18 protein-coding genes and 1 pseudogene are annotated in these 21,794 nt (G+C 43.7%); 13 read left to right on the forward strand and 6 right to left on the reverse strand.

The window, feature by feature from the left end:
• Positions 1–30: 30 nt before the first annotated feature.
• Complete coding sequence (locus PENNN9_RS00275; protein ID WP_143505744.1) at positions 31–1,638, reverse strand: hypothetical protein; 1,608 nt, start codon at positions 1,636–1,638, stop codon at positions 31–33.
• Between the two features lie 499 nt (positions 1,639–2,137).
• Here PENNN9_RS00275 and PENNN9_RS13200 point away from each other — a divergent pair, with 499 nt between their 5' ends.
• The 7 genes and pseudogenes from PENNN9_RS13200 to PENNN9_RS00315 all read left to right on the forward strand — a co-directional run bounded on the left by PENNN9_RS13200 (position 2,138) and on the right by PENNN9_RS00315 (position 6,759).
• Complete coding sequence (locus PENNN9_RS13200) at positions 2,138–2,860, forward strand: M15 family metallopeptidase (RefSeq protein ID WP_058367784.1); 723 nt, start codon at positions 2,138–2,140, stop codon at positions 2,858–2,860.
• A gap of 10 nt (positions 2,861–2,870) precedes the next feature.
• Positions 2,871–3,089 carry a M15 family metallopeptidase gene (locus PENNN9_RS13205; RefSeq protein WP_264752878.1) on the forward strand — a complete coding sequence of 73 codons (219 nt, stop codon included), beginning with the start codon at positions 2,871–2,873 and terminating at the stop codon, positions 3,087–3,089.
• A gap of 118 nt (positions 3,090–3,207) precedes the next feature.
• A complete protein-coding gene (locus PENNN9_RS00290) occupies positions 3,208–3,360 on the forward strand; it encodes a hypothetical protein (protein ID WP_156410043.1) in 153 nt (50 codons plus the stop codon).
• A gap of 5 nt (positions 3,361–3,365) precedes the next feature.
• Entirely contained in the window at positions 3,366–3,815 is a 450-nt protein-coding gene (locus PENNN9_RS00295) for a hypothetical protein (protein ID WP_058367787.1), read from the forward strand.
• A gap of 9 nt (positions 3,816–3,824) precedes the next feature.
• Positions 3,825–5,170 (forward strand): annotated as a pseudogene (tssK, locus tag PENNN9_RS12890) (type VI secretion system baseplate subunit TssK).
• Positions 5,171–5,297: 127 nt separating this feature from the next.
• Positions 5,298–5,708 (forward strand): DotU family type IV/VI secretion system protein, encoded by a 411-nt coding sequence (locus PENNN9_RS00310; protein WP_227511668.1) that lies wholly within the window; start codon positions 5,298–5,300, stop codon positions 5,706–5,708.
• Entirely contained in the window at positions 5,701–6,759 is a 1,059-nt protein-coding gene (locus PENNN9_RS00315) for a PTS transporter subunit IIC (RefSeq protein WP_058367790.1), read from the forward strand. Before PENNN9_RS00310 ends, PENNN9_RS00315 begins: the two co-directional genes overlap by 8 nt.
• A 98-nt stretch (positions 6,760–6,857) precedes the next feature.
• On the opposite strand, the gene PENNN9_RS00320 is transcribed toward PENNN9_RS00315, so the two are convergent.
• Both PENNN9_RS00320 and PENNN9_RS00325 read right to left on the reverse strand, forming a co-directional pair.
• Complete coding sequence (locus PENNN9_RS00320) at positions 6,858–7,802, reverse strand: c-type cytochrome (RefSeq protein WP_058367791.1); 945 nt, start codon at positions 7,800–7,802, stop codon at positions 6,858–6,860.
• Between the two features lie 514 nt (positions 7,803–8,316).
• Positions 8,317–9,330: an SDR family NAD(P)-dependent oxidoreductase gene (locus PENNN9_RS00325; RefSeq protein ID WP_075103726.1), complete on the reverse strand. Its 1,014-nt coding sequence runs from the start codon at positions 9,328–9,330 to the stop codon at positions 8,317–8,319.
• A 198-nt stretch (positions 9,331–9,528) separates the two neighbouring features.
• Between PENNN9_RS00325 and dnaN the strand changes: the two genes are divergently transcribed.
• From dnaN to PENNN9_RS00345, 4 genes are all read left to right on the forward strand, one after another.
• Positions 9,529–10,704 carry a DNA polymerase III subunit beta gene (dnaN, locus tag PENNN9_RS00330; protein WP_058367792.1) on the forward strand — a complete coding sequence of 392 codons (1,176 nt, stop codon included), beginning with the start codon at positions 9,529–9,531 and terminating at the stop codon, positions 10,702–10,704.
• Positions 10,705–10,901: 197 nt separating this feature from the next.
• Positions 10,902–12,113: a DNA replication/repair protein RecF gene (gene recF, locus PENNN9_RS00335; RefSeq protein ID WP_058367793.1), complete on the forward strand. Its 1,212-nt coding sequence runs from the start codon at positions 10,902–10,904 to the stop codon at positions 12,111–12,113.
• A gap of 532 nt (positions 12,114–12,645) precedes the next feature.
• Positions 12,646–15,219, forward strand: a complete 2,574-nt coding sequence (gene gyrB / locus PENNN9_RS00340; RefSeq protein WP_058367801.1) for a DNA topoisomerase (ATP-hydrolyzing) subunit B — start codon at positions 12,646–12,648, stop codon at positions 15,217–15,219.
• Between the two features lie 147 nt (positions 15,220–15,366).
• Positions 15,367–15,975 carry a manganese efflux pump MntP family protein gene (locus tag PENNN9_RS00345; RefSeq protein ID WP_058367794.1) on the forward strand — a complete coding sequence of 203 codons (609 nt, stop codon included), beginning with the start codon at positions 15,367–15,369 and terminating at the stop codon, positions 15,973–15,975.
• A 101-nt stretch (positions 15,976–16,076) separates the two neighbouring features.
• Here PENNN9_RS00345 and rlmF read toward each other — a convergent pair whose 3' ends face one another.
• On the reverse strand, positions 16,077–17,099 hold the full coding sequence (gene rlmF, locus PENNN9_RS00350) for a 23S rRNA (adenine(1618)-N(6))-methyltransferase RlmF (protein ID WP_058367795.1): 1,023 nt from the start codon (positions 17,097–17,099) through the stop codon (positions 16,077–16,079).
• A 64-nt stretch (positions 17,100–17,163) separates the two neighbouring features.
• Complete coding sequence (locus tag PENNN9_RS00355; protein WP_058367796.1) at positions 17,164–17,829, reverse strand: LysE family translocator; 666 nt, start codon at positions 17,827–17,829, stop codon at positions 17,164–17,166.
• A 185-nt stretch (positions 17,830–18,014) separates the two neighbouring features.
• On the opposite strand from PENNN9_RS00355, the gene PENNN9_RS00360 reads away from it, so the two are divergent.
• Together PENNN9_RS00360 and PENNN9_RS00365 are read left to right on the forward strand one after the other, a co-directional pair.
• Entirely contained in the window at positions 18,015–18,818 is an 804-nt protein-coding gene (locus PENNN9_RS00360) for a crotonase/enoyl-CoA hydratase family protein (protein WP_058367797.1), read from the forward strand.
• A gap of 98 nt (positions 18,819–18,916) precedes the next feature.
• Entirely contained in the window at positions 18,917–19,864 is a 948-nt protein-coding gene (locus tag PENNN9_RS00365) for an AEC family transporter (protein ID WP_058367798.1), read from the forward strand.
• A 227-nt stretch (positions 19,865–20,091) separates the two neighbouring features.
• Here the strand turns inward: PENNN9_RS00365 and PENNN9_RS00370 are convergent, their stop codons facing one another.
• Positions 20,092–21,720 (reverse strand): YadA-like family protein, encoded by a 1,629-nt coding sequence (locus PENNN9_RS00370; protein ID WP_058367799.1) that lies wholly within the window; start codon positions 21,718–21,720, stop codon positions 20,092–20,094.
• Positions 21,721–21,794 lie beyond the last annotated feature (74 nt).

Genomic DNA, 21,794 nt, shown 5'->3' on the forward strand with positions numbered 1-21,794 from the left:
ATTTTTTCGTAAGAGCTACGCTTAAAACGCCTAGGAAAAATCTGCTAACCAAAGCAGAGAACATTGCTTATGTTGAGTTTCTAGAAATATAAAATCTGACTCTTGTTTATTTGTATTAATTAAATTGACGAATAATGATAAACCGATAAATGGTTTTAACCAGAGGTTAGATGGCATATAATGCCCTAAATAATGCTCATTTGCTAGTATGTCTTGTTCTGTAAGTGCATTAATAAAGCTCATATATACTGAAATATCATACGGTTGTTTTTCTGGATTAATGTCAGTCATAGATGTGACATTGAGATTTTGGTAAAGAACATTAGTTTTATCTGTTGTATTGTCTAATTCTGTTTGAGTGTGCGTTTTATCAGTGGTTGATGACAGTGAAAAAGAATTGTCTAACAGTAGGTCTTTGATCCTCATTAACCGATGACTATAACTACGTCTGTTATCAAGGCATACATCTGATTGGCCATGGTCGTTTATATCCGCATTTTGTGTACTAATGTCTTTAACATCGGGGGCACGTATTTTAGTTAATAAAATGTTGGCACAAGTGTCGATATTAAGTACGTCTTGAGCAGCTTGATTACAGAATACTAGTAGCACACCCGCTTCAGTAGGAATGACGTTGGAAGTATTACTCGAGTACAGCTGCAATTCTAGCCACTCATCATTAAGCTGTGAGTCTGCGATAATCAATAAGCAAAGCTCAGGGGACACCGATTGAGCCAATGGCATCACATGCTCATTGACAAACTGTATAGGGTCGTAAGTGACATTGTTTTTTGGATTGGTATCACTAGTGATAATTGGGTTAATAGTAATTAAAGAGTCTAAAAAACCATAGGTGGATAGCTGCTCTTTTGTGGCTGCGATGAGTAGATCTGTGTCTGCGCCTTCAGGCACGCACAGATAAATGGAAAATTCAGAGAGTGAGCCATCAGTAGGAGCGACGGTGGATTCGTCATTATCTTTTTTATCTGCACTAATAAGGTAATGCTGTTGCCAATCAGGGTGGATGTCGATAGCTGAGTTGGGTTCATGAGTATCTTGTTCATTATGAACGTTAAAGTGTTGAGCAATACTCGACAACACCTCGTCACTTAAAGAGAGTTGTTTGTGAATCAATGAGCACAAACGCAGAGTTAGGCCGTTCAGATCTGAATCCTCTAAACCTGTATCATGCATATACTGGTATGGTAAGGGTGCGACATCGGTTAACTGTATAATCGGTTTGGTCAGTATCGGTAAACCATCAAAGTCTGTCAGATCTTCACTCAATAAGGTAAGGTCTGCATTATTATCAATCACATCGGACCAGTTATCTCCTTCAGGCAGACACATACTGCTATACATAAACAATCTATAAGTATTCGGCAGTTTAGCGCGCTCTTTTTCACTATTGTTATATACAGCATCAGCAGTACTGCTTTCTGTTTTTTTCTGTCTCCATCGAAGCGCTAGGATAAATGCAAATAATGATAGGGGAACAATGACAAACCAAAGCAATAAACCAAATGCAGTAAGTTGTCCTGCATTGTCTTTGAAATACATCCAAGCCAATATGAGATAGACAATTAAGAGCATCACTAAAACATAGCGGCCGTATGACATTAGTTTTTTTACAACCACTTTTCTAACTCCTAACTATCGATTATTTTTCTTAGTTTTTACTATATTCTAAGATATTTTTAATAGTATTTTATGGTGTTTACTCTATCAATGCCACTACGAATAACTACAATATTTTACTAATTTTTAGTAAGTCATTAAGTTTCAATATCTTTTTCCGTAATTATTTTTATAGTGAGATAGTTTAAAGCCTTTTAATTATAAGATTTGGAGTTGAAAACATATAGTAAAAGAGAGAAAAAACATATTGGTATGGAAAAATAATAATGAAATTAAGTCAGCTTTATTTTAAAACAGCTCGTTTGTCTATATACTGCTTATAAAATTAGCAATACCAACGAATGTTTATATTTTTATGGTTTATTTCACTGTTTCTGTCTTTACACTGATATCAGTCGTTGTGGTGGTTGCACTTTTCGATCGACAACTATGTATAAGAATATTTGATAAAACAAAAAATAGTGTTCGGCAGTTATCTGGTTTAAAAATAGGCTTTTTATTGAGGCAGCTACAAGTAACGTCCTCTCGCTCTACTATAAAGGGTACTCATCGTTTTATATTGCCTATCAATATAAAGCGCATCCCAATCGTATCTACACTGTCGTTGTTAGTTATTACAGCGACTATTGGCCTATGTTATGCCCTCATTAACAGTCATTCTCTTGAGGTTTATCATGCTAAAAACACTATACCCGGCACTGCTAACTCACAAATTAATCAATTACTTGTAGGTGAGCGTCTGCGACCACCGCCATCGCCGCCAGAGGAGTTGTTCGCTGAGCTTGAAGCTGAGATTGCAAGCTATCAAGCAAACCAGACTGAAAAGGGTTATTGGCCCGATGAAAAAACGGATTTTTCTCAAGCCAGAAGGCCGCTCATATTACCTGAGCCAGATTTGTCCACTCTAAATGCTCAAGATAGTACGACTGGCTATTCAGGAGACATTTTGGCTTCGCATCTACATAATGGTCATATCAATATCAAAAATGCTGACCGTAATTGGAAAAAGATGAATTCAGAATTTGTTCAACGGCTGTTGACTGTGTATAAGGTAATGAGCGATCAGTATGGCTATGATATGGTGCTTTTAGAAGGCTATCGTAGCCCTGCAAGGCAGGCAAGATTGCTTAAAAAAGGCACTCATGTGACCAAGGCGGGCTCCTATAAAAGTTACCATCAGTTTGGTCTTGCAGGAGACAGCGCCTTTATTAAAAAATGGTAAGAGTTTGGTCTTGCAGGAGACAGCGCCTTTATTAAAAAATGGTAAGATTGTGATCACTGAAAAGGATCCTTGGGCGATGCGAGGCTATAAACTATATGGTAAAGTGGCAAAATCTGCTGGACTTGTGTGGGGAGGAGACTGGCGAATGATGGATCTTGGGCATGTTGAACTACGCAAAAAAGGGGTACTTGGTCGCCCAGAAATGGCGGAAATTTTGACCAGTCAATAATAACTATAGTATTTCAAGGTAAATTGAAAATATGAACAGATGTAAGATAATATCCATAGCATCGATGACAGCTGGTTGTTTGTTAAGCGGGACGCTAACAGGATGTAGCACTGATAAGTTGAGCAAATCCAATAACAATGTCTCTGCGCTGGCAGGCGAGTCTACTATTGCTGATAATATAAAAAGCATCATCAGTAATGGCAAAAACAGTGACAATGACGATCTGCAAAACTTAAAAGCTCAGTTAGAAAAAACAGCAACAGCAGATTGAAAAACATGAATACCGAGCAGCAGGCTTTGCAAGAGCAACTAAGACGACAAAAATTCACATTAAATATTAAACCGACGGTCAATGCTAATGCTGGACGTACAAACCAAGGCACTGCGAGTATCGCTTATATTGCGTTTTTGGAAGAAGAAAGCCAGTTTACTGAAGTTGAGGAGCTGGCTGCTAAAGAAGTCAGTGTTATCCCTAATCGCGAGACCAGTCTAACTTTAAATATTCCGCAGGATGCACGCTTTATGGCGGTTAAAGTGGGACTTAGATACACCAAAAAACGCTCACAGCTTCTCATTCCGCTTAATAGTCTCAATTTTGATAAGCCACTGGCGCTTCATATAGGCGCATGTGATGTGAGTATAGCGGAGGGTATCAGCCCAGAGCTTGCGCCTACATTTTCGACCAAACTTAAATATTATCAGCAGCCATTAGTCAGCTGTTTGTAGGAGATTGTCTTGAGTAAACACAGAGTACTATGGGGAGAGGGGCTGTTTTTAAGACCTCAGCATTTTCAAATACAAGACACGTATCATAACTCACAGCGCGCCCTGAGTATGATGCTGATGCAACCGTATGCTTACGGAGTATCCGATGTTCAGATAGATAAACAGCTTTTAGAAAGTAACTTATTAAGCTTTCAAAGTATTTACGCTGTATTGCCAGATAGCACAATATATCAGGCACCCCGTATAGATGCATTACCCAAAGGTGTTGCGCTAGATAGTCAAGATCATGGTGATGAGGTCTTTGTGTTTTTAAGTTTAGAGATTGTCCATAATGGTGGCAGTAACATACAAGCAGACCATAATGATAATCCAGCACGCTATGTCAGGGGAGCTATTGAAGCAAAAGATTTATATAGTCAGGCAGCTGAAGCAGTCATTGATGTTATCAAGCTATCACCAAGCCTGCAATTGAGCCATTCCGCGCAAGCGCCCAGTCGAGATACCCTGTCGTTGTTAGTTGCCAAACTGGTGCGCACAACCCAAGGCATCTACCAAGTAGATGAAGATTATATCGTCCTAGTGTGCATATTAAGAGTAACCCTGCGCTCGTGGGTCAAGTCTATCGTTTGATGACCATGATCAATACCAAATCGACTTCGTTATATGACCATCATCGCCAGTCTAATAATGATTTACTAGAATTTCGCTCATCAGATATCGCATCTTTTTGGCTATTGCATACGCTCAATACCGCATACTCTCAGCTAAATCACTTATATAATAACGCTAAATTGCATCCAGAACGTCTGTATGAGGCGCTATTAAATGTGGCCAGCCAGTTGGCTACTTTTAGCTCATTATATAAAGTAGGCGATTTGCCTTCTTATCATCATGACAATGCTAATGAGTCGTTTAATAGCATCATCTCAATCATTCGTGAGCTACTCAACACCGTGATCGCGAGTAACTTCATCTCAATCCCATTACGTCAAAACAAATCGTCTTACTATACAGGGGAGCTGAGCGGCGACAAAATCACACGCAGCTCACAGCTATATCTGTCTATTAGCTCCTCACTGCCGATGCATGAATTAATCGATATCGTACCACGCCGCTTTAAGGTCGCGACCCCTGATTCGGTAGAGAAGCGTGTCTTATCAGCGCTGCCCGGTTCACCTATCTCACATGTGACTCAAGTACCGAGTGCGATACCTGTGCGGCCAGGATTTAGTTACTTCACCATTGAGCCTGTAGGTGAGCTGTATGATGAGATGATAAAGTCTGAATCCATCTGTATCTATGTGCCAAACGGTTTTGATGATTTAAAAATAGAGCTAATGGCTATCGTACAGTAGTGAATTCTAGAAGCTACTATCGAGCAGCGTTATAAATCGCTACTTGTGTATACACGTTAGTTGATTGCTGTCGTTAAGTAATATCTCCAAAACCAGTATTTTCAAAAATTAAGCATTAGGAACGATCATGTCAGGGAATAATTCAATTGGTTCTGCGCCCTCATTGTTAGATTCAGGTGAGGTGGCATCAAAGGTCTCAGCAATCGGTCTTGATAAACGCATCAGCAGCCAATCGCTGGTTGATATCATGTATGACGGCTTTTATTTAGTGTTCTTACTACGCAACCACTACTTTAGTACCGAACCACATAAGTTTCGTCAAAAGATATACGACTTCCTAGATAAATTTGAGATAAATGCACGCAAAAAAGGCTTTTTATCAGAAGATATTCATGAAGCTAAGTACGCTTACTGTGCGCTGATTGATGAAACCATCATGACCTCGCAGGAGCCAGAATTTCAAACGCTAAAAGACGCATGGGAGATGAACCCTTTGCAATTGGATTTGTTTCTCCGCCCCATCTGTCAATATGTTTAAAGCATTTTTTCAAAAGTATTTTATCGATGCTTTTACTGGTATGGCTCTAGGGCTATTTGTCACCTTAATCGCTGGCCTTATCATCTCGCAAATTGGTGGCTGGTTAGACTTACCAGCCCTTATCGCTGTCGGTAAACTGGCTTCTATTTTGATGGGCGCTGGTATCGGAGTGGGTATTGCCTATTACCTCAAAGCACCAACATTGGTTATGCTAAGTTGCTTGGTGGCAGGTATGCTCGGCGCCCATTCTGAAGCATTAATGGCGGGGACGCTCTTTACACCGCAAGTGAGCGGTCCGGCAACTTTTGTCGCTTTACCTGGCAACCCGATAGGGGCATATTTGGCATCGGTATTTGCTTATCGCGCTGGTACATGGGTCGCTGGCAAGACTAAGCTTGACATTCTATTAGTACCACTTGTGGTGTGTGGTATCGCGCTATTGGTCTGTGCGCTACTCAATCCACCTATCGTCGCTGCTGTTGATGCTATTGGACAAGGTATCCAAGCCGCCACTGAGCTACAACCGTTATTAATGGGAATCGTGATAGCAGTTGTGGTTGGCATTTTACTGACGCTACCAACCTCAAGCGCAGCTATCTGTATCGCTATCGGGCTTGGCGGGCTGGCAGGCGGGGCGGCGGTGGTGGGCTGCGCGGCGCACATGATCGGCTTTGCCGTGGCGAGCTTTAAGGACAACGGTGTCAGCGGGGTGGTCTCTCAGGGGCTTGGCACCAGTATGCTACAAATACCTAATGTACTTAAAAAGCCATTAATTTTATTGCCAGCCGTTGTCGCTAGCGCTATCGTCGGTCCTATTGCGACAGTCGGCTTTGGGCTGGCATGTACCGCAACTGGCGCTGGCATGGGTACGGCGGGGTTGGTCGGGGTGTTTGGCGTCATCGAGGCCTCGCAAGGACTGATGAGCACCGCACAGCTATGGACGGCGATTGTGTTATTGATGTTTGTGCTGCCAGCCGTGATTGCCGGTATCGTCGCTTATGTGATGCGGCGTATGGGCTGGCTGGTAGAAGGTGATATGAAGCTACCTTAAATATTACTATGATGGTTATGCATACCGCAAAAAAGCCCAGTTATTTATAGCTGGGCTTTTTATCTGAGTCCTTTTATTGTCTAAACCACTGACCTTTATTAACGGCGTACATCAACAGGCGCGCCGCCTTTTGGCCAATCTTTGTCTTTGTTGGCTTTGACAGGGCGCGGCAAGTGGGTAAAGTAGCTGGCCACATCGATGGCTTCTTGATCGGTTAGGGTATTGCCTTGACCAAACGGCATTTTACCTTTCACAAAGGCTGCTGCCTTATAGGTACGTGCCATACCTGCGCCGTCGTTGAATGAGTTTTCACCAGCGACGGCAGGATATACGTAGGTGCCGTCGTCATTGTATTGACCTTCACCATTTTCACCATGACAGGTGCTACAGGTATTGGCAAATATCTCCTTGCCTTTGACGGGGTCTGGGGTCAGTGTGTTGTCAATCTTGACAAACCCACGGCCTTCTGGCGATACCTTAATAGGCATATCTTGTGATAGCCATGTCATATAAGAGATAAAGGCATTCATCTCCTCTGAATCTAGATCCAGTGGCGTGCCGTTCATCGAACGCTGTAAGCAGCCATTGACCCGTTCTTGTAACGAGTTGACGCGAGCATCACGCGAGCGGTAAATCGGAAAGATACCCGGTAGGCCATTCCACGGTGCGGCATAGGCTTCTGAGCCATTGGCTAAGTGACAGCTGGTACAATTGAGCTTGTTGCCGACGTTATTTGGCAGCTCTCGGTACGTATGATTGGCAAGCTCCAACCCTCGGCGGACAGCGGCGCCATATTCATTATCAGGGATGGTCGACTCATCTGGCATGCTGATGTTTAGTTTGGCACCGGGGTTTGCGGCCATGTCGTTTTTAATCTCAGCGGCGCGTGCTTCAAGCGATTTGACGCGGGCGAGGGCTTCTGCTTCTTCGACACGGTCCACCGCCTTGGTCTCTGAGTCGCTACAGGCCGTGATGCTAGTGGCACCGACAGCCACGATAGTCGCCAACAAAAAAGGCGACGGTATTGCTAGAAATGTTTTCACTGGAATATCCTTATTATAAAAGATAATATCTGAATATATATTTATATGGTAATTTAACCGTCATGCTGATAGAACTGTGCCTAATCTAGGTCTGGAGTAAGTGCTGTATCAATAAAAAAGCAAGCCGGATATTTAGCCGGTAAATAACAATATAAATAGATAATAAGCAGTAAGTTGCTAGAAACATAATTGTAGCAAATATAACGTGTTAAAGTATATAAATACGTAAAGTGTCACAGTTTATGCGCAAGCGCTTACCCGCTAATAAGGTCAGAATCGTCAATCATAAACGCAATGCTATAGATAGCGACAAACCGAAAAAAGGCGCTTAACCACACATGGGTTAAGCGCCTTTTTTTGACAATTCTAAGTAAAATCAGTAGGTAACTGTACCATGTGTGAGGAGTGTCAATTTTTCTTGCTGCGCCTACGCCGATAGAGGCGCTGCCAAACTGCTCCCAGTCGTACTGTGTCTGTTTTATAGGGAGGTAACTCCAGATAGAACAAGAAAAAATCATCTGCCATGATTGGGTTTTTTGGCACGTCGCGGTTTTAGCTTGCGAGATAACTTATTGACGTCGTTTAACACTTGACTATATCGCGCTGGAAAGATGCGCTGTACGGCATCGATCATTTTGGCATCGTTGCCAATCAGGCAGCGGCGCTGGTTGGTCGCGGCCGCCTGCAAAATGATCCAAGCGGCATCACTGGCATCGAACTTCAAAAACTTATTAAAACTTCTGATGGCTTTTGGGCCAGTACGCATGCCAATATCGTTTATGCTGTCATTACCACGCGCACTGTTGGCGATATTGGTTTTAATACCTCCTGGATGGATACAGGTCGCTGACACGCCGCAGCGCTGAATATCTAACTCTTGACGCAGGCTCTCGGTAAAGCCGCGCACTGCAAACTTGCTAGCGTTATAGGCGGATTGTGAGGGCTGGGCGGTCAGTCCAAAGAGACTGGAGATATTGACGATATGACCATGCTCAGAAAACTGGCGGGCGTTTTTGTCTGTGTGATTGCTATTGTCCGTTTCAGTGGCTTTGACACTATTTTTAATCAAAGGCAGAAACGCCTTGGTGCCGTAAACCACACCCCAAAAATTAATATCCATCACCCATTCAAGCTCGCTGATGCTACTGCCCTCTACGGTAGAATATAGCGCCACGCCTGCATTGTTAAAGATAAAATTCACTTTGCTATGATCGCTCATGACATCAACGGCCCAAGCTTCAACCGCTTTATTGTCTGAGACATCAAGTATTGTTGTAGTCGCCTTAATATCGTAACCAACCAGCAAATCCTTGGTTTGGGCCAATTGCTCAGCGTTGATATCGGATAGCGCAACATGACAGCCCATTTGCGCTAAATGAATGGCAAGCTCACGTCCCATGCCAGAACCTGCACCAGTAATAGCGGCAACATGATCTCGGTAATAAGGGGTGATGTCATGGTCTTGATTAGATGAAAAGGGCAGGTGTTGGCGTAATGAGCTTGCCATAGTAGTAACGTTATTCAGCATGGTAAACAGTCCTTTGTCACAGTTATTAATGGTCAGTCCAATATGAAAAAGATACAGCGGGACTGGGATGAATTTTTTGCAGCCCCTGTCTGCGTAGGCACAGCAAGCCAGAAAAATTTATACCAGTTCCGCGTTGGCATATAACGTGTCTGTTTTATGTAGAATCGACTATAGTAACTTAAATAAGAGTAACTAAGCATGCAATTATCGATTAATCGAGAGTCGTTACTAAAAGCTATTAATTTAATCGCCAAGGCTGCTGACAAGCGTCATAACATGGTGATCTTAGGTAATATAAAGCTGCAGTTGTCTGAGTCTGAGCTTGTTTTGACCGCGTCTGATTTAGAAGTAGAGCTGACATCGACATTGAGATTGCCTACAGGTGCTTGTATTGAAGCGGGGACAACGACATTACCGGCAACCAAATTAAAAGAGATTTGCAAGTCTTTGCCCACTCAAGCACAGGTAAACCTTACTACCCAGGTAAACGAGCGCTGCTTACTAACTAGTGGCAAGAGCCGTTTTACTTTGGGTACTTTGCCTAGTGAAGATTATCCAAGCTTAGGCAACCCAGAAAACATCACGCCATTGACGATCAGTCGCAGTCGTCTGACTGATTTGATCCATAAGACTCAGTTTGCAATGGCAATCCAAGACGTACGCTATTATTTAACTGGCATGTTATTTGATGTCTCACAGCAGCAGCTGACGACGGTTGCGACCGATGGGCATAGATTGGCTTTAGCACGTAGTGTGATCGATGTCAGTAGCGATTTGAATATGCAAGCCATTTTACCACGTAAAGCTGTCATTGAGCTTGAGCGTTTGGCTTCTGAGCTTGGTAAAATGCTGGGCGATAAAGACAATCCGGTGACCTTAAGTTTTGGTCGTGAATTTTTGCAAGTCAGTTTGCCTTTTGGTGAGGTGGATAGTACAGGGCAGGTCAGTCAAGATCTAATGGTGACTTTTACCGCGCGTTTGATTGATGGTAAGTTTCCCGACTATCGCCGCGTTATGCCAAGTAACACTGACAAATTGGCCTTGTTTAATCAAGAAAAAATGACGGAAGTACTGCGCCGTGTTGCAATCTTAAGTAATGAAAAATCTCGCGGAGTGGTGTTCAACTTTGCTAGTGACGGTATGGTAGAAGTCCGCGCCAACAACGCTGAGCAAGATGAAGCTGTTGAGATGATACAAGCTAAGTATCAAGGTGAGCCTATGGAGTTGTCATTTAACGCCGCTTATCTACAAGATGTGCTAGGTGTTATTCAAGGTGATTTGCAAATGCATATGAGCCAATCAAACGCTTCTGTACTGGTCAATCAGCTAAATGATGACTTCCATCAGTATGTGATTATGCCAATGCGTATATAGTGTTCGCGGTTTATCAACATTAAAAATAACGTGCATATGGTTTTTGATGGTGTTATTGAGGTTGTTTTTTGACAATTTGGATCAAAAGCAGCCTTTGTAAGTTCTAAACCTTTAACTTGAGTTAACTCTTAAAATCTTTATTTTCACAAACTTTTATCTGTTTGTGTAAACATTTTTAATAGGCGGCTGTCGCTATTATGATTGAACGTCTACAAGTCTCATATTTGCGTAACTTATCTCAAGTTGACCTGTCTTCTGCCGCTTGTAATGTCATCATCGGTGTCAATGGTAGCGGCAAAACTTCACTACTTGAAGCAATATTTTTATTATCAAGAGGTAAAAGCTTTCGTCATCATCAGCCCAAACGTTATATTCAGCATCATAAAGACAGTACTACTGTACATGCTAGGCTGACTGATAACAGTACATTAGCTATTCAAAAGCAAGCCGATGCGACAACCTTATTACGCCTTAATCAAACCACTGTCTACAACCAAAGCATCCTCACCGAACAGTTGCCCACGCTGTTGATAGACCCTTCCACAATGGATATGTTAGAGCAGGGTAGTGCCAGTCGACGGCAATTACTAGACTGGTTAGTGTTTCACATGAAACAGGGTTTTCATCCGCAGTGGGTTGCTTATCAAAGACTTTTAAAACAGCGCAATAGTTTATTAAAAAAGACGAATCATTTATCACATGTTCAGCTTGCAGAGCTGAGATCTTGGGACAAAGGACTTGGTAATCACGCTGCGCTTATTCACCATTATCGTGAGCAAGTATTTACCGAATGGCAGCCTTACTTTGCTAAAAGTATCGCACAACTACTACCTGCCTATGCTGAGCAGTTAAGCCTAAGTTACAATGTTGGTTATGATACAAGTATGGGACTTGACGTGCAGCTTAATGAGCGTCTAGAACAGGATCTACAGTTAGGATACACTCGTATCGGCAACCATCGTGCTGATATTCATGTACATTGGCGCTCTAGTGACTCTACAGGAGCCAAAAATTCTGATAAAAAAGTAGATGTCGCCTTAAGAGATGAGTTAAACCACAAGTTGCCGATTTTGAAAGAACAGGCAGCCAATGTCTTATCTCGCGGTGAAAAGAAGCTTTTGATTACTGCATTGCGTTTGTCTCAATTGCCTTTGCTACTTAATAATGAGATGGTCACAAAATTACCTAATAGCGACATCCAAACGAGAATGACTCCTGTCGTACTTTTAGATGATATTACGGCAGAATTGGACAGTAGAGCGATAAAAATATTACTAACAACTTTAGCGCGCCTACCTTGTCAAGTATTTATGACCAGTCTAACTGATGATGTTGTACCCCTAGTTAAAGAATTATGGTCAAATCCTAAAACGTTTCATGTGAAACATGGTCAGATTTATTTGACTTAGCAAATTCTATTATTAGATCACTACTTTTTACTTCTTTGTTATCTCTTTATTGTTTTCTATCCTCTCATATTCGCAGCTAACTGCTGTCTGGTCTTTATACAATATTTACTACTCTAAAACGACTGTTTCCAAGGCATAAAACAGCCAGTAAACAGTGACTTACAGCTAAAAAAATGTTAAAATAAGGCTTTATTTTTGCCCTATTCTCAGCAAATTATCTTATGACTTTATTTAAATGCTTATGATTATACACAAGTATTTAAGTGGTTGATAAATTTGAACTTTTATTTATTGTCAATAGTTTTGATGCAAAGTAAAAACTACAGGTAAATGCAATGTATCAGTTTATAGTCAACGTCACTTTGTATGTGGCTTTAGCTAATGGTGCATATTCGAGGTTCTAACAGTAAAACATTAATTCTAAGATAATATTGTACAGTCTTACCAGAGTGGTGAGCTGATAATATATGGCTGATTGTGGCTAGATTAAGGAATGCACATGAGTGATTCATTACCTACCGATTACGAGCAACTGGCATCAGATAATATGATGTCAGATACTATCGTTGAGACTATTGCGCCAGCGACTATTTCTGAAGGACTTCCATCTGAATACAGCTCCAAAGACATTCGTGTATTGCGCGGCCTAGAAGCAGTGCGCGTGCGTCCCGGTATGTATATCGGTGATACTGATGATGGCACAGGTTTGCATCATATGGTCTTTGAGGTAGTGGACAACTCTATCGATGAGGCGCTAGCTGGTCACTGTGATCAGATCGATATTATCATTCATGAAGATGAGTCGGTCAGTGTCATGGACAATGGCCGCGGTGTCCCTGTTGATATTCATCCAGAAGAAGGGGTGTCTGCCGCACAGGTCATCATGACCGTACTGCATGCTGGTGGTAAGTTCGACGACAACAGTTATAAAGTCTCAGGCGGCCTACATGGCGTTGGTGTCTCAGTTGTAAACGCCTTATCGAAAAAGCTTGAGATGAATATCTGGCGTGAAGGCTATCATTACCATCAAACTTATACCGACGGTGTGCCAGATGCTGATATTCAGCAAATGGAAGCGACCGATAAAACGGGTACACAAATCCGTTTTTATCCTAGCGATGAGGTGTTTACTGGCACCATTTTTGAGTACGATATTTTAGCCAAACGCTTACGTGAGCTGTCCTTCTTAAACTCAGGCGTGCGTATTGTCTTAACTGATGAGCGTATTGATAAGCGCCATGAGTTTGAGCATAAAGGCGGGTTATCTGAGTTTGTAAGCTATATCAATGCAGGCAAAGATGGCATCAATGAAGTGTTCCATTTTACTAGCGAACAAGATGATGGTATCGCAGTAGAAGTCGCACTACAGTGGACGGACACTTATAATGAAAAAGTACTTTGTTTCACGAATAACATCCCGCAGCGTGATGGTGGTACGCACTTGTCAGGGTTTCGCTCAGCGCTTACCCGTGGTCTAAACAGCTATATGGATCGTGAAAACCTGTTTAAAAAAGAGAAAGTCGCGGTCAGTGGGGATGATGCTCGAGAAGGTCTAAGTGCTATTGTCTCAGTGAAAGTTCCTGATCCAAAGTTTTCTAGTCAGACCAAAGATAAGCTGGTATCAAGCGAAGTCAAATCTGCTGTTGAGTCAGCGATGCATGATAAGTTTAATGATTATTTGCTTGAAAACCCAAGCGCTGCTAAAGGTATTGCCAATAAGATTATTGATGCGGCAAGGGCTCGTGATGCGGCACGTAAAGCGCGTGAGATGACGCGTCGCAAGACTACTTTGGATATCGCAGGCTTGCCAGGCAAATTGGCAGATTGCCAAGAAAAAGACCCGTCTTTATCAGAGTTATACATCGTGGAGGGTGACTCCGCTGGCGGATCAGCGAAGCAAGGGCGTAGCCGTAAGACGCAGGCGATTTTGCCACTAAAAGGTAAGATTCTAAACGTCGAGCGCGCGCGTTTTGATAAGATGCTATCGTCTGCAGAAGTGGGTAATTTGATTACCGCGCTTGGCTGCGGTATTGGCCCTGATGAATATAACCCTGATAAAGTACGTTATCATAAAATTATCATCATGACCGATGCCGACGTTGATGGTTCGCACATTCGTACCTTGTTACTGACGTTCTTTTTCCGTCAAACGCCGGAGCTGATCGAACGTGGTTATATTTATATCGCGCAACCACCACTGTATAAAGTAAAAAAAGGTCGTCAAGAGCTCTATCTAAAAGACGATGAAGCACTCAAAGCCTATTTATTGTCATCTACGATTGATAATACTAAGCTGCACATCAGTGCCGATGCTCCTGCTATTACTGGTCAAGCGCTTGAGACGCTACTGAACGACTACAACCAAACGCAGTTGATCAAGGCACGTTTGCAGATACGTTTTCCAGCAGTGATTTTGGATGCGTTGACGCATACGCCAAAGCTGAGCACGGATATGACGTATGATAAAACTGCCATGCAAGGATGGAAAGAGGCCATGCAAGCTCAGCTTAATCACTTCGGTAGTGACTTAAGCCCTGAAATTGAGCTGGTAAATATTCACGAGCAGCAACCAGAGGATATGGACGCTGCAGAAGATATGTTGAATATTGAGCCAGCCGTAGAAAACGTAGAAGCCATATCTAATAAAGCGCAGTGGTTACCACGTATTACCGTTTATGTGCATCAATTAGCACATCATTACTTGCTTGATGCAAGTTTTATTAATTCAGGTGAGTATAGCAAGCTGCTCCGCTTATCAAGCGAATGGAACACGCTGCTTGAAGACGATGCCTTTATCCGCCGTGAAGCAAGCTCGGGTACGACTAAAGATATTCCAGTGCGCGACTTTGACTATCTCTGGCAACAGATGATGCTAGATGCTCGTCGTGGTTTGGCAATTCAGCGTTATAAAGGCCTAGGGGAGATGAACGCCGACCAGCTGTGGGATACGACAATGGATCCTGAAAACCGCCGGATGCTACGTGTTACCATCGAAGATGCTATCGCCGCAGATCATATGTTTACTTGTCTCATGGGCGATCATGTCGAACCGCGTCGTATCTTTATCGAAGAAAATGCATTAACGGTTTCTAACCTTGATATCTAAGGTTTAGCTTTTACGTTAAGTATAAAATACCGCCTTGTCTTCCAAGGCGGTATTTTTTCAATAATAGGTTTGTTTCACGTGAAATTTCATTTAACACCTTTTAATACCTTTGCTATATTTTGAACTAATGGATAACTGGATAATAAAATGATTGAAGTGGTACTACTGGCTATCGCTTTGGCGATGGATGCGTTCGCGGTCTCTATAGGACTGGGCGCTAAATCGCAAAAACAAAGCCGTCAATATATAGGGCGACTGGCTGTCTACGCTGCCTTATATTTTGGGATTGCACAAGGGGTGATGCCGGTTATTGGTTATTTGCTGGGTGCAGCTTTATTAGGCTGGCTTGCCGCTGCTGCTCCTTGGATCGGTGGTTTTATTCTTATTGGGCTGGGCGGCAAGATGCTCTATGAGGTGTTTTTGGGTAGTAAGGAGGCTATCGCAGATCAACAGCTTGATATAAGTAATAATGCCACTTTAGTAAGAGATAACGCAGAAAAATATATCAATCACCGCACCATGTTTACCCTCGCGATTGCCACCAGTATCGATGCTATGGCGGCTGGTTTTACTTTAAACCTACTCGCACTTAATGCGTGGCTTGCTTGTGTGATCATCGCGATTGTCACGGCTGTCTTTAGCGCAGTGGGCATCTATTTGGGCAAAAAATCAGGTACGTATCTTGAAGATAAAGCAGAAGCACTCGGCGGCATCGTATTGGTTTTGATTGGGCTCAAAATCATGTTTTTTAGCTAAATAGAGACGTTATTTTATGCTCAAATAAAAAAGCCGCTATAAAATCTTTATAGCGGCTTTTCTGTTTCACGTGAAACTCTGACAAGACGTTTCGGCAATGATTACGCTTCGTCAGTATCAAAACGCCATGCTAAGACACGGGTGTTTTTTTGACCCTGACTCATCTCAATAATGCGCATTTGCGCGACATTTAATTGTTTTAACAGCATCTGCAGTGGCTTTACGTTTTCGGACTTTGAGACTAAACTGGTAAACCAACCAACATGCTCAGCATAGTTTTGGCTCTCTTTTATCATATTACTCAAAAAAGCAATCTCACCACCTTCAGACCACAATTCTTTATGTTGACCGCCAAAGTTGAGGTTTTGCGCGGCATTACCTGACTTTGTAGAGTGACGACTGATTTGCGCGCTTTCGTTTTTGCCACGATGGCGCTGCAAGTTGTGCTGCTTGCGGCTATTTGCTTGCAAGGCTTCATCTAAGGAGGCATGAAAGGGCGGATTACAAACCACCACATCAAAGTAGTCTTGACGTCCAATGATGTTTTTAAAAATATACTTAGGCTCGGGTTGTAGTTTGACCTTAATTGCGCCTTTTAGCTTTGGATTGGCCTCGCAAATTAATGCAGCGGTATTTACCGAAATAGAGTCAATGTCGCTTGCAGTAAAGCGCCAGCCATAACTTTGACTACCAATGATAGGGTAGATGGCGCTGGCACCGGTGCCGATATCGAGTGCATGAATTTCTTTGCCTGTTGGCGGTGTATTATCTGCATTGATATGACTGGTTTGCGCTAGTAGGTCTGCGATATAGTGAATATAATCGGCGCGCCCAGGGATAGGGGGGCACAAATAACCTTCTGGAATGTCCCAAAACTTGACACCATAATAATGGGCCAATAGTGCTTGATTGAGCACCCTTACCGCCTGATGATCCGAAAAATTAATCGTCGGCTCACCCTTAGGATTGGTGATCGTATGCTTGGCAAGTTCAGGTAAAGCGCGGGTCAATAGCGTAAAGTCGTAGCGACCTTGGTGCGGGTTGCGCGGATGGAGCTTACCAAGTTTTTTGGCAGTCGCAGGTGCGCGGTTTCGGTGTTTAGGGTTTGGACGGGTACTGGTCATAGTATGGGCTTTGAGGTTTGAATATAACTGCTCAGTTTAGCAGATTTTGCGAGTAGCGAATGTCTTATCGGCTACGTAAAATGAGGTTTAACCCTAATATTATCATCGCGCTACCTAAGATACGGTTTATCCAGTGCTCCATACGTTCAAAACGTCGCAGAATAGCAGGAATAGAGAGCAGCATCACCACAGCGCTAAACCATGCCATCTGTAGCACCATCATCCATACGCCATAGATGGAGAGCTGCCACAGCGGGATATCAGGGGACAATACGAGGGTAAATATCGCGACGAAATATACGGGCGCTTTAGGGTTAAAGACATTACAGAAGAAACCGCGTCGCAGGGTAGCGAGGGTTGAATCGGCTTTTAAAACGTCTTGCTTTGCCTGTTTGATCGCTTCCTGCTGTGGAGTATCTAGTGCTAAGTCAGTTGTAGGCTTTGGTTTGGCTTGAATACCTTGCCATCCCAAATAAATCAGATAGCTACCGCCCAACCATTTAATAGCAGTCAATAACGGCTGCGAATGAGCTATTACCGCCGCCAATCCTAGCACGGAATAAATAATATGCACCGCAAGACCAACTGTAATACCTAGACTACAAATCAAGCCAGTACGACGTCCTTTGGTTAAAGTTTCACGTGAAACTAATACAAAGTCAGGCCCAGGTGAAGCGGCCGCCAGCAGATGTACGCTAGTGATAAGCAAAAATCCATGCCAAAATTCCATAATAGGCTCTGAGTAATGTTTTAGTTTGAATAATAGTTGCACCAATCGTAAATCAGGTCAACTATTATCGTCAGGTCAGCGAGTATTGATAATGGCTTTGCTGCTTGTGTAATAGTGTATAGATGGCTATATTAAAAGCGACTTCTTACGATTCTCAATAAAGACAAGTATAAAAGGACGCAACCATGACGACGGAACATAACCATCACACAGACACTCGCATTACTTATGAAGTCCAAGGCTATATTTGTCTTATTGGACTAAATCGCGCAGATAAGCGCAATGCCTTTGACAGCCATATGATCAATCAATTGTCTGATGCGCTGACTCATTATGACAATGACGATAATTTACGCTGTGCGCTGATATTTGCGCATGGTGAGCACTTCACCGCTGGTCTTGATCTCATGGAGCTGCAAGACAAATGGGACAAAGGTGCGTTTGAATTTAACGATGACGAGATTGATCCGTGGGGTATCAGTGGCAAATTACGCACCAAGCCTATTGTCGTTGCGGTACAAGGCACCTGTTTTACTGCAGGGATTGAGCTGATGTTAAACAGTGATGTGGTCATCGCCAGTGATAACTGCAACTTTGCACAAATGGAAGTGCAACGCGGTATCATGCCATTTGGCGGGGCAACCGTAAGATTTGTGGCAGCAGCTGGGTGGCAAAAAGCCATGCCATATTTATTAACCGGTAAACCCTTTGACGCACAAACCGCTGATAATCTCAATCTGGTCAGTGAAGTCGTGCCAAATGGCAAAGAATACGAGCGCGCATTGACAATTGCTAAAGAGATTTGCACAGCTGCACCGCTTGGCGTACAAGGGCTACTGTCCTCAGCACAAGATGTGAGTCGTAGTGGCACCGCCGCGGCACTGGCTAATATTCATAGCTATTTGCCGCATTTATTTTACTCAGAAGACGCTCGCGAGGGTGCGATGGCGATGGTTGAAAGGCGCGAGGCGGATTTTAAAGGTCGTTAAAAAAGGGCGTTAAAGTTTGATTGATTTTATATTCATCTGAGGATTGATTGATTATAATTGCCCCTTTATATCTATGCCTACAAGGGGCAATCACACCTATGTTAGACATTATTAACATCACCGCCCCTATCTTTATCATTATTGCGCTTGGCTATTTGTGCGTGCGTATTAAAGCCATCGCTCCTAAGCACGCTAAAGGCATGGGTAGTTTGGTGCTAAATATTGCACTGCCTGCACTCATGTTTAACGCTATTGCAGACATGCCTTTTCAACAAGTCATAATGCCGCACTATCTGTTTGCCTATGCTCTAGGCTCGGTCATGGCTTTTACAGTCGGTGTCGTGCTGACCAAAGTGATTTGGCGACAAGATAATGTCTCCGCTGCGCTCAACTCTACGGCGCTTTCGTTCTCTAACAGCGCCTTTATTGGCTATGCGGTGGCCTCTATGGTCATCGGCACTGATAAGGCTGCCGCCTATTTATCCATGGGCGTCATCATCGAAAACCTTATCATCCTGCCGATGCTGTTTATCATGGCTGATATAAATCCCACTTCCAATAAGTCTTTAGCCAGCGTGCTGCTGGGTATTGGCAAAAACTTTACTCGTAATCCGCTGATCATTGCTTTAGTGGTCAGCGTGATCTTTTCTATCTTTAGTCTGCCTATACCGCAAGTGGTCGCTCAAACTGCGCAAATACTTACTGGCGCGGCGGCTCCTGTTGCGCTGTTTGTGATCGGTATGAGCCTGTATGGGCTGGAGCTTAAAGGCGATTTACCAAAAATCACTACGGTCGGCTTGGGTAAGCTAATACTACACCCGCTCATGATTCTACTGGCTATTACCTTAATTCCGGGCGGTACGCTAGAAGGTAAGTATGTGGCGATGCTGTTCGCCTCAGCGCCGACATTTTCGACCATCGCTATCATCGGGCAACATTATGGCCTAGTTAATCGTATGTCGGCTATCGTCATCGTCTCTACCATCGGCTCGTTCTTTAGTATGAGTGCGGTGCTGATTTATTGGCAGATGACAGTTGGGTTTTAGACTCTAGGGCATAATAGCGATAACTGAGAGAAGAGAACTGAATCTAAGGTATTGAAGCTTTATACTTACAGCAGTAACTAAGTATTATTTAAAAAGTTTAAAGCTATAAGGTATAGAGCCAATCCTAAATGAAATTGGGTACTAATTGAGCCTTTTTAGCTATACAAAAACCTCGCAATCGCGAGGCTTTCTTAATTTTAGTTAATTTAATTAAGGCTAATCATATCCTACCAAGCAAAAGTGACCCCACCACGTGCGCCAACTTTGCCCGTATCAAGACCAACACCAGCACCAGCTGAGATGGTCGTGCTGTCATTGAGTCTGCCTGCAAAAGACGTGCTTAGTGCTGAGCCACCGCTATAATAACCCGTGCCAATTGTCATCGCGTAGCGCTTATCCGAAGGAATGACTGGCGTCTCAAACGACAGTGCCATAGCGATACCGTCTTCCGCTTCATCTAAGCGATCTTCATGACGATTGTACTCGCTGCGCAAATCGTTAAGTTGTCTAGACGTTGCTAGTGAATCTACGCTGACACTACTAGTGCCTAAAGTGCCGTTGGCATCGGTGGTGACGATGTTGGTATTGCCTGTTTGTGAGGCTGTACTTGCTTGCAGCTGACCTGCGCCGCCCAGCGTGATCTGATTGTCGTTTACCGCGGAGGCTTGGTTACCGATAGCGATACTGTTTAAGCCGCCTGCGGTTGCCGCTTCACCAACTGCTGTAGAGCGAACACCCGTTGCTGAAGCTAAGTGACCAAATGCTTGAGCGCGTTCAGCGCTTGCAGTTGACTGCCAACCTACTGCGGTAGCACCTGCTTGAGTTGCCTGAGCTTGAGCACCGAGGGCAGTTGAAGATGTGCCAGAAGCAGTCGTCTGACGTACACCACTTCTGTCTCCGCCAATTGCAACCCCGTCAAGACCTGAAGCTACTGAGTTATTACCGATAGCGATAGCGTTGTCTGACTCAGCGCTAGCCGCTTCACCAACCGCAGTTGAACGTAGACCAGTCGCAGATGCTAAATGACCGAATGCTTGGGCACGTTCACCAGTCGCTTCAGATTGCCAACCTACTGAGGTAGAACCTAAGCCTGCTGCATTGGCTTGACCACCGACAGCAGTAGCTGAATTATTACCTGCGTTGGCTTGGTTACCGACGGCGACCGTATCGTTAGTACCACCAGCGGTTGCTGCTTCACCAACTGCCGTAGAGCGTACGCCGTTTGCTTGAGCCAAATGACCGAAAGCTTGAGCGCGCTCAGCGTTTGCTCCCGACTGCCAACCGACGGCAGTTGCACCAGGACCGGTAGCCACTGATTCGCCACCAACTGCTGTGGTTGAGTTACCCTGAGCACTGGCGCCAGCACCAATTGCTACAGCGTCATTACCATTGGCATTTGAACCGACACCGTCTTCGTCCAAGGTTCCGTCATCATTTACATCGTTGTTACCGCCAATAGCGATTGCACCATTGCCTGTGGCAGTTGCATCTTCACCGACGGCGACTGATTGAACACCGATTGCGGAGGTCTGGTGTCCTAGCGCTGTTGAGCGATTTCCTTGAGTGATAGCCCGCCAACCGACGGCAGTTGCACCAGGACCAGTAGCAGCTGATTCACCGCCCACAGCAGTAGTGGAATTGCCAGTTGCAGTCGAGTCTGTACCGACAGCAAGAGCATCTTCGCCTGTTGCAGTAGCATTAACACCACACTCTAAAGCAGTTGAATCACCAGCATTTTCATTACAATCTGCAGTTCCATCAGCTGAGGCAGAAACTGATATCAGTGTTGCCGCGGCAATTGCTAAGGCGAGGGTGCTGATTTTTAGTGTTGAGCATGGTAGAAAATCCGTTTTCATAATGCTATATCCTTTTAAAAAAGCCATCTTGGCTTATTAGGTGGTTTGGGTAGGTAGTAACAAAAGTTGTACTG

The organism is Psychrobacter sp. ENNN9_III (genome assembly GCF_001462175.1).
GTDB lineage: Bacteria > Pseudomonadota > Gammaproteobacteria > Pseudomonadales > Moraxellaceae > Psychrobacter.